Origin of the sequence: Sphingobium sp. PNB, from assembly GCF_019873065.1 — a bacterium.
GTDB classification, from domain to species: domain Bacteria; phylum Pseudomonadota; class Alphaproteobacteria; order Sphingomonadales; family Sphingomonadaceae; genus Sphingobium; species Sphingobium fuliginis.
In genome coordinates this window covers 45,999-53,494 of record NZ_JAINEZ010000032.1, presented here as the reverse complement: position 1 = coordinate 53,494, position 7,496 = coordinate 45,999, and the positions used below count along the sequence as shown (strand labels likewise).

Annotated in this window: 8 protein-coding genes and 1 tRNA gene; 5 read left to right on the top strand and 4 right to left on the bottom strand. The window is 65.7% G+C overall.

The features are described from left to right. Positions 1–74: 74 nt before the first annotated feature. Positions 75–1,586: an acetyl-CoA hydrolase/transferase family protein gene (locus tag K7W03_RS12820; protein WP_222886492.1), complete on the bottom strand. Its 1,512-nt coding sequence runs from the start codon at positions 1,584–1,586 to the stop codon at positions 75–77. A 100-nt stretch (positions 1,587–1,686) separates the two neighbouring features. On the opposite strand from K7W03_RS12820, the gene K7W03_RS12815 reads away from it, so the two are divergent. Then, positions 1,687–2,568 (top strand): LysR family transcriptional regulator, encoded by an 882-nt coding sequence (locus K7W03_RS12815; RefSeq protein ID WP_222886491.1) that lies wholly within the window; start codon positions 1,687–1,689, stop codon positions 2,566–2,568. Positions 2,569–2,881: 313 nt separating this feature from the next. Here K7W03_RS12815 and K7W03_RS12810 read toward each other — a convergent pair whose 3' ends face one another. The 3 genes from K7W03_RS12810 to K7W03_RS12800 all read right to left on the bottom strand — a co-directional run bounded on the left by K7W03_RS12810 (position 2,882) and on the right by K7W03_RS12800 (position 3,917). Beyond that, positions 2,882–3,151, bottom strand: coding sequence for a 3TM-type holin (locus K7W03_RS12810; protein ID WP_044661281.1), 270 nt, complete (start codon positions 3,149–3,151; stop codon positions 2,882–2,884). A gap of 9 nt (positions 3,152–3,160) precedes the next feature. Beyond that, entirely contained in the window at positions 3,161–3,700 is a 540-nt protein-coding gene (locus tag K7W03_RS12805; RefSeq protein WP_044661282.1) for a glycoside hydrolase family 108 protein, read from the bottom strand. 140 nt (positions 3,701–3,840) lie between these two features. Next, positions 3,841–3,917 (bottom strand) — tRNA-Pro (locus tag K7W03_RS12800). A 189-nt stretch (positions 3,918–4,106) separates the two neighbouring features. On the opposite strand from K7W03_RS12800, the gene yajC reads away from it, so the two are divergent. Genes yajC through K7W03_RS12780 form a run of 4 tightly spaced genes read left to right on the top strand, consistent with a single transcriptional unit; the run spans position 4,107 to position 7,453 of the window. Then, positions 4,107–4,442, top strand: coding sequence for a preprotein translocase subunit YajC (yajC, locus tag K7W03_RS12795; RefSeq protein WP_044661323.1), 336 nt, complete (start codon positions 4,107–4,109; stop codon positions 4,440–4,442). 9 nt (positions 4,443–4,451) lie between these two features. Further along, positions 4,452–6,053 (top strand): protein translocase subunit SecD, encoded by a 1,602-nt coding sequence (secD, locus tag K7W03_RS12790; RefSeq protein ID WP_025551592.1) that lies wholly within the window; start codon positions 4,452–4,454, stop codon positions 6,051–6,053. Positions 6,054–6,068: 15 nt separating this feature from the next. Continuing rightward, a complete protein-coding gene (gene secF / locus K7W03_RS12785; RefSeq protein ID WP_025551591.1) occupies positions 6,069–7,055 on the top strand; it encodes a protein translocase subunit SecF in 987 nt (328 codons plus the stop codon). Further along, complete coding sequence (locus K7W03_RS12780; protein WP_306303108.1) at positions 7,052–7,453, top strand: Mth938-like domain-containing protein; 402 nt, start codon at positions 7,052–7,054, stop codon at positions 7,451–7,453. Before secF ends, K7W03_RS12780 begins: the two co-directional genes overlap by 4 nt. Positions 7,454–7,496 lie beyond the last annotated feature (43 nt).

The following is a 7,496-nucleotide window of genomic DNA, read 5'->3' as shown; positions in this document are numbered from 1 at the left end:
GGGGAGGGGAAGCATTGACGTCCGCCATTGGCCAAATCGAGCCAGCCGGGCCACCTCATCCCCATCTCCCCAACCTACCCCCGCATCGTCCCCGTATCGATGAAGCGCTGGTGCCACGCCAGCGCCTCCCCCGGCAGCATGGGCGACTGCAACCCGTATGACCCCGCCAAAGCCCGCCGGAAATAATCCTTCAGCATCGGCCGGAAGTCCGGATGCACGCAATTCTCCATGATGACCTCCGCCCGCTGCCGGGGCGCCAGCCCGCGCAGGTCCGCCAGCCCCTGCTCGGTCACGATCACCTGCACATCCTGGTTGATATGGTCGACATGGCTGCAATGCGGCACGATGGCGGAGATCGCCCCACCCTTGGCCGTCGACGGCGTCATGAAGATCGACAGATAGGCATTGCGCGCAAAGTCCCCCGACCCGCCAATGCCGTTCTGGATGCGCGATCCCATCAGATGCGTCGAATTGACGTTGCCGTAGATGTCCGCCTCGATTAGCCCGTTCATCGCGATGCAGCCCAGCCGCCGCACCAGCTCGGGATGGTTGCTGATCTCCTGCGGCCGCAGGATCATCCGGTCCCGATAGCGCCCCATATCGGCATTCATCCGCGCCGCCGCCTCCGGGCTCAGGGAAAAGGCCGTCGCGCTCGCCATCCGCAGCTTGCCCGCGTCGAGCAGGTCCAGCATCCCGTCCTGGATCACCTCAGTAAAGGCGACCATGTCCTCGAACGGCGCGTCGATCAGGCCGGTCAGCACCGCATTGGCGATATTGCCGACCCCCGACTGCAACGGCAGCAGCGAAGCAGGCAACCGCCCCTTCTTCACCTCATGGCGCAGGAATTCCAGCAAATGCCCGGCAATCGCCCGCGCCTTGTCGTCCGGCGCCTTGAAGGGCGCGTTGCGATCCGGCGCATCCGTCTCGACCACCGCGATCACCTTGTCCGGATCGCAGCGGAAGGTCGGCTGCCCGATGCGCTGGTCCGCGCACACCAGCGGGATCGGCTGGCGATGCGGCGGCAGCGCCGTGCCGTAATAAATGTCGTGCATCCCCTCCAGCGCGGGGTTCTGCCAGCGATTGACCTCCAGTATCACGCCCTTGGCCCGGTCGATCCAGGTCTTGTTGTTGCCCACGGAGGCGGAGGGGACCAGCTCGCCCCCGGCGGTGATCCCCGTCACCTCGACCACCGCGACATCCAGATCGCCCAGGAAACCCTGCCACGCCATCGGCGCGACCTGGCTCAGATGCATGTCGAAATATTGCATCTGGCCCTTGTTGATCCGCTCCCGGGCAATGGGATCGCTATTATAGGGCAGGCGGAACTCCACGCCGTCGGCCTGCGCCAGCGCCCCGTCCAGCTCCGGCCCGGTCGACGCGCCGGTCCACACCCTGACCCGGAAGGGCTCGCCCGCCGCATGCGCCTCGGTGATCCGCTTCGCCAGCGCCAGCGGCACCGCCTTGGGATAGCCCGACCCGGTAAAGCCGCTCATCCCCACGGCCATCCCGTTGCGGATCAGCGCCGCGGCCTCCTCCGCCGTCCGGCATTTGGCGGCCAGCCCGGCATGGGCGATGCGATCGGTCATGGCTATCCTCTTCCATCATTCCTTGCGCGCTGGCATCTGGCTTTTCGGCCGATCAGACAATAAGGATAAGCCGCACAATATCTGTGCGAGTATCGTGCAAATGTCCGATCTGTTGATCGCCCTGCGGACATTCGTCCGGCTATGCGAAAAACCCAACTTCTCCCGCGTGGCTGGAGAGATGCACGCCAGCCATACGACCATAGCCCGCCGGCTGGATCAGGTGGAATCGCATTTCCGCGCCATCCTGTTCCATCGCACCACCCGCCGGCTGATCGCCACGCCGGAGGCTGACCGCCTGCTGGTCCACGCCCGTGCGATGCTGGACGCGCTGGATGGGGCGGAACAGGAATTCGGCCCGGTCCGCGATCAACCGGGCGGCCTGGTGCGCATCGGCTTCACCACCGCGCTCGGCCTCTATTATGTCGAGCGCCTGGGCGATCTGACCGCGCGCTACCCCGCGCTCCAGCTCGATTGCGCGATGACGGACTGGCAACGCGACGTGGTGGAGGACCGCCTCGACCTTGCCCTGCGCGTCGGCCCGGTGGGCGACGACAGCCTGGTGGTTCATCCGCTGGGCGCGCTGCCCCGCCTGCTGGTCGCGCATCCCGCCTATCTTGCCGGCCGCGGCATGCCCTCGTCCGCCGAAGACCTTCCGGGGCATCAGTGCATCGCCTACGCTTATGGCGACGTGCCCGCCCGCTGGACCATCGACGGGCGGGAGAGGGTGGTGGGCGGCACCTTCCGCAGCGACAGCAGCGAAGCCGTCCACCGCGCCGCCCTCAGCGGCCTCGGCATCGCCCTGCTACCCGCCATCCGGGTGCAGGGCGACATCGCGGCGGGACGGCTGGTCCCGGTCCTGCCGGAAAGCCATATCGCCCCGCTCGACATCTGGGCCGTCCACCCGTCCCACAAACGCCTGCCGCCAAGAGCGCGGGTGGTGCTGGACTTCCTCAAGGAGAATTTCCCCGGTGAACGGCCCTAGAGCCAATCGACATTCAGAAGATGACGAGCCGAAAATGATGGTTTTCCGTGACCCGGAGCGCAGCCTACTCAAGGTAGGTGAGCACCGGAAGCACGGAAAAGCGTCATTTGCAGGCCGTCAGGGCTGAATGTCGATTGGCTCTAGAGCGCGCTGCGTCAAATCATAGGCAGGCCGCGCGCTCCAAGCTTTTGTTGTCGCATCCTTTTGAACGCAAAACCGGTTCCCACTTTTGCGCAGGATGCTCTGGCCTGAAGACCCGCCGCGCTCATTCGAGCGTCTTCGCAGGAACAGGATAAGGGGCAAGGGGCGCCTCTTACCGCTCCACCCCCTTCGCCTTCCCCCAGGCGCGCGCCGCCGTATAGCCCAGATAGCCCGTCCCGAAGAGCGCATAGAGCGGCTCCGGCAGGGCGTTGAAATAGGCCCGCATCGCCCGGATGATCCCCGCCGCCACATCGGGCCGCACCCCGCCGACCAGCCCCAGCGGCACCGACCACAGCAGCAACCCGTACATCATGTAGAGAAAGGCCGGCCGCGCCCGCAGCGTCCACCGGTCCCCCGCGACTCGCCTGCGTGAAGACGTCATCCCTGCCTCCTATCCGATCCGGTTGGCGAGCCAGCCATAGAGAAAGGCCTCATTGGCCGGCCTGCTCTCGGCCAGCGCCAGGTAGCGCTCGCCCTGAAGCGCTTCGAGGGCTTTCAGCAGCACCTTCTCGCCTGCCCGCCCGCGAACGGCCAGAAAGGCGCCCAGCGCGGAAAGCGTTTTCGCCCCCACCGCCTGATCCACCTTCAGGTCGGCATAGTCCCGACCGTTGCGATTGAGCGCGTTCAACGCCCGCTGCAGGAAACCGCCGGCCGTGCCCGGCCCCATGTTGACCGCCGTGTCGAACAGTTCCTCCGCCACCGCCGGCGCCAGTTCCGCGACGAAGGCGAAGCCCGGCTTCTCCCAATAGAGCCTGCGATAGATCGCCTCGGCCACCGTCCGGGGCATCGCCCGCATGTCGCCGCCATAGCCGTTGGCCCGCGCCACGGCCTGGGTGATGCCGAAATTGGTCGGTCCGCCGCGATCCGCCGGATGGTTGCCGTAGCCACCCTCCCGCGCGATGACTTCATCGATCAGAGCCGCAATATCCATGAAAACGCCCTCCTGTTCCGGAAAGGCGGGTCATTTATCCCATTTGGTTAGCTGTAGGACAGCGGAAAAGCGCTGGCGCAGGCGAAATGGATAAAAATGGGAAAAAGGCAGGCAGGCCGGAAAAGGCCCTGCCGGAAATTTGGTCGGGACGAGAGGATTCGAACCTCCGACCCCCACACCCCCAGTGTGATGCGCTACCAGGCTGCGCTACGTCCCGACCGGAGCGGCGCAATTAGAAGCAGTTTGGGGAATATGCAAGCCATTCGATGCAGGCTTTTTGCGCATTCGTCGGAAACCCTAATCATGTTGCCTCCGCCGTGCGATCTGTGTTAGCCGCGCGCCCTTGATCTGTGGGCGTTTATCGGCGCCCGCGACTGGACAAGAGAATAAGGCGAAAGTCCCAAGCATGTTCATATCTCCAGCCTTTGCCCAGACTGCGGGCGGGGAATCGTCCGGCGCCTCCATGCTGGTTCAGATGGCCCCGCTGGTCCTCATCTTCGTCGTCTTCTATTTCCTGCTGATCCGTCCGCAGCAAAAGAAGATGAAGGAGCACAAGGCCAAGATCGACGCCGTGAAGAAGGGCGATCAGGTCGTGACCGGCGGCGGTCTGGTCGGCAAGGTGGTGCGCGTCGACGAATTCTACGCCGAAGTCGAACTGGCGCCGGGCATGAAGGTGAAGGCGGTGAAGTCCACCCTGACCGACGTGATCGATCCCGCCACCGCCAAGCCCGCGAACGACTGAGCCCCACCCATGCTGAATTTCCCTCGCTGGGCGGTCGTCGCGATCCTGCTGCCGCTGCTGATCGGCATAGCCTGCGCCGTGCCGAGCTTCCTGCCGGACACGGTGGTCGGGCAACTGCCCAAATTCATGCAGACCCGCGTGAACCTGGGCCTCGACCTGTCGGGCGGCAGCCACCTGCTGCTCGAAGCCTCGACCCAGGACGTGGCGAAGCAGCGCATCGCCAATATGGAGGAGCAGGTCCGCACGGAACTGCGCCGGGGCGACACGAAGATCGCGATCGGGGATATTTCCAGCCGCGACGGGAAATTGAGCTTCATGGTGCGCAACCCGTCGCAGGTCGATGCCGCCGTCGAGCGCATCCGGCCGCTGACCCAGGGGGCGGGCCTCACCGGCCAGCGCGATTTCAATGTGGAGGTGGTGAACAGCTCCACCATCGTCATCACCCCGACCAAGGCGGGCATCGACAATGCGGTGAAGGGTGCGATGGAAGTCGCGACCGAGGTGATCCGCAAGCGCATCGACGAGATGGGCACGCGCGAACCGACCATCCAGCAGCAGGGCGACAACCGCATCGTCGTGCAGGTGCCCGGCCTTCAGGACCCCAGGGCGCTGAAGGACCTGCTGGGCCAGACCGCCAAGCTGGAATTCAAGCTTGTCGACGTCAACGCCAACCCCGCCGAGGTGGCGCAGGGCCGCGCGCCGGTCGGGAGCGAAGTGCTGCCCTATCCCACAAATCCCGCCGGGCCGCCGGTGATCGCCGTCTACCGGCAGGTCATGGTGTCGGGCGAGGACCTGACCGACGCGCAGCAGGGCTATAACCAGCAGGGCAACGAGCCGATCGTCAACATCCGCTTCAACGGTGCGGGCGGGCGCAAATTCGGCCAGGTGACGTCGCAGAACGTCAACCGTCCCTTCGCCATCATCCTCGACGGCAAGGTGCTGTCCGCGCCGAACATCAACGAGCCGATCCTGGGCGGCAGCGCGCAGATCAGCGGCAGCTTCACCGTCGAAAGCGCCAACCAGCTTGCGATCGCGCTGCGTTCGGGCAAGCTGCCCGTTGCGCTGACCGTGGTGGAGGAACGCACGGTCGGCCCGCAACTCGGCGCCGACTCGATCCGCGCGGGCCTGCTCGCCTCGGTGATCGCGGTGGCGGCGGTGGCGGCCTTCATGTTCATGAGCTATGGCCGCTTCGGCATGTACGCCAACCTCGCCGTCGCCATCAACGTGCTGGTGATCCTGGGCGTCATGGGCATATTGGGCGCGACGCTGACGCTGCCGGGCATCGCCGGTTTCGTGCTGACCATCGGCACCGCGGTCGACGCCAACGTGCTGATCTACGAGCGCATCCGTGAGGAAAGGCGGAGGGGACGCGGGGTCGTGCAGGCGATCGAACATGGCTATAAGGAAGCCAGCCGCACGATCTTCGAAGCGAACGTGACCCACGCCATCGCCGGCGGCATCATGCTCGCTCTGGGGTCGGGACCGGTCAAGGGCTTCGCGATCGTGCTGCTGATCGGCATCGCGACCAGCGTGTTCACCGCCGTCACCTTCACGCGCCTGCTGGTGTCGCGTTGGGTCCGCGCCAAGCGCCCGACCGAAATCCACATCTGACGGGCGGAGAGAAACATGAAACTGCTTAAGCTCGTCCCGGACAACACCAATATCGGCTTCGTCAAGCTGCGCCACTGGGCCTTCGCCCTGACGGCGCTGCTGACGGTGCTGGCGGTCGGCGCGACCTTCTACAAGGGGCTGAACCTGGGCGTCGACTTCGTCGGCGGCCTGATGATAGAGGCGAAGTTCGAAACGCCGCCGCAGACCGACAAGGTGCGCACGGTAATCGACCGACTGGGGGTGGGCGACGGTTCGCTCCAGCAGTTCGGCGATCCGAAAACGGTGCAGATCCGCCTCCCTCTGCCGGAACAGGGCGGCGCGGGCGCGGCCAACGCCATCGTCGAAAAGGCGCGCAAGGCGATGACGGCGGAATTCCCCGGCGTCACCTTCTCCCGCTACGACACGGTGTCGGGCAAGGTGTCGGGCGAACTGATCCAGAACGGCGTGCTGGCGGTGATGCTGGCGGTGATCGGCATCGCGATCTTCTCCTGGTTCCGCTATGAATGGCAGTTCGGCGTCTCGACCTTCGTCGCGATCATGCACGACGTGCTGATGACGCTGGGCTTCTTCGCCATCACCCAGCTCGAATTCGACCTCAACATCGTCGCCGCCGTGCTGACCATCGTGGGCTATTCGATCAACGACAAGATGGTGATCGACGACCGCATCCGCGAAAATATGCGCAAATATCGCAAGATGGACATGAAGTCGCTGATCGACCTTTCGGTCAACGAAACGCTGCCGCGCACGGTCATGACCTCGGTCACGGTGCTGCTGGCGCTGGGCGCGCTGCTGCTGCTGGGCGGCCATGTGCTGCGCGGCTTCACCGCGGCCATGATGCTGGGCATCATCGTCGGCACCTATTCGTCGGTCTATGTCTCCTCCTCGCTGCTCATCAGCCTGGGCCTGTCCCCCGCCACGGCGGAGAAGAAGGCGAGCAAGGTCAATATCGCCGCCCAGGCCGAGCGGATGGGCCCGCGCGACGACGGGGCGCGACCCTGAACGGGAACCGCTCCGGCATAGAGCTGCGCCGCGATGAATCGGGGCAGGGGCCGATCGTCACCGGCTTTCAGGGGCGGGGTTTTCGGGTCCGCGACGATGTTTTTCCCGAAGGCCTGCTGCTCTCCCCGGTGCGGGCGCTCGCCTGGCAGGATGCGCCGCCCGTCGACGCGCTGACGGTGGCGCATCTGGGCGACCTGTTCGACCTCGACGTCCAGCCGGAATTCCTGCTGGTCGGCACGGGCGCCGCCCTGCGCCAGCCGCCGCGCGCCTTCGTGCGCGAACTGGAGGGGCGCGGCATCGGTGTGGAGGTGATGGACAGCCGCGCCGCCGCCCGCGCCTGGGGCGTGCTGCGCGCCGAGGAACGGTGGATCGTCGCGGCCCTCATGCCGCTTGTCTGAGGGGGCTGTCCGCCCCGCCTTGCGCTTTCCTGTTCCTTTGCCT

Coding starts and splice junctions, on each gene's coding strand:
- secD (WP_025551592.1), top strand. CDS start 4,452: ATGCTGAATTTCCCTCGCTGGGCGGTCGTCGCGATCCTGCTGCCGCTG.
- secF (WP_025551591.1), top strand. CDS start 6,069: ATGAAACTGCTTAAGCTCGTCCCGGACAACACCAATATCGGCTTCGTC.
- yajC (WP_044661323.1), top strand. CDS start 4,107: ATGTTCATATCTCCAGCCTTTGCCCAGACTGCGGGCGGGGAATCGTCC.
- K7W03_RS12820 (WP_222886492.1), bottom strand. CDS start 1,586: ATGACCGATCGCATCGCCCATGCCGGGCTGGCCGCCAAATGCCGGACG.
- K7W03_RS12805 (WP_044661282.1), bottom strand. CDS start 3,700: ATGGATATTGCGGCTCTGATCGATGAAGTCATCGCGCGGGAGGGTGGC.
- K7W03_RS12810 (WP_044661281.1), bottom strand. CDS start 3,151: ATGACGTCTTCACGCAGGCGAGTCGCGGGGGACCGGTGGACGCTGCGG.
- K7W03_RS12815 (WP_222886491.1), top strand. CDS start 1,687: ATGTCCGATCTGTTGATCGCCCTGCGGACATTCGTCCGGCTATGCGAA.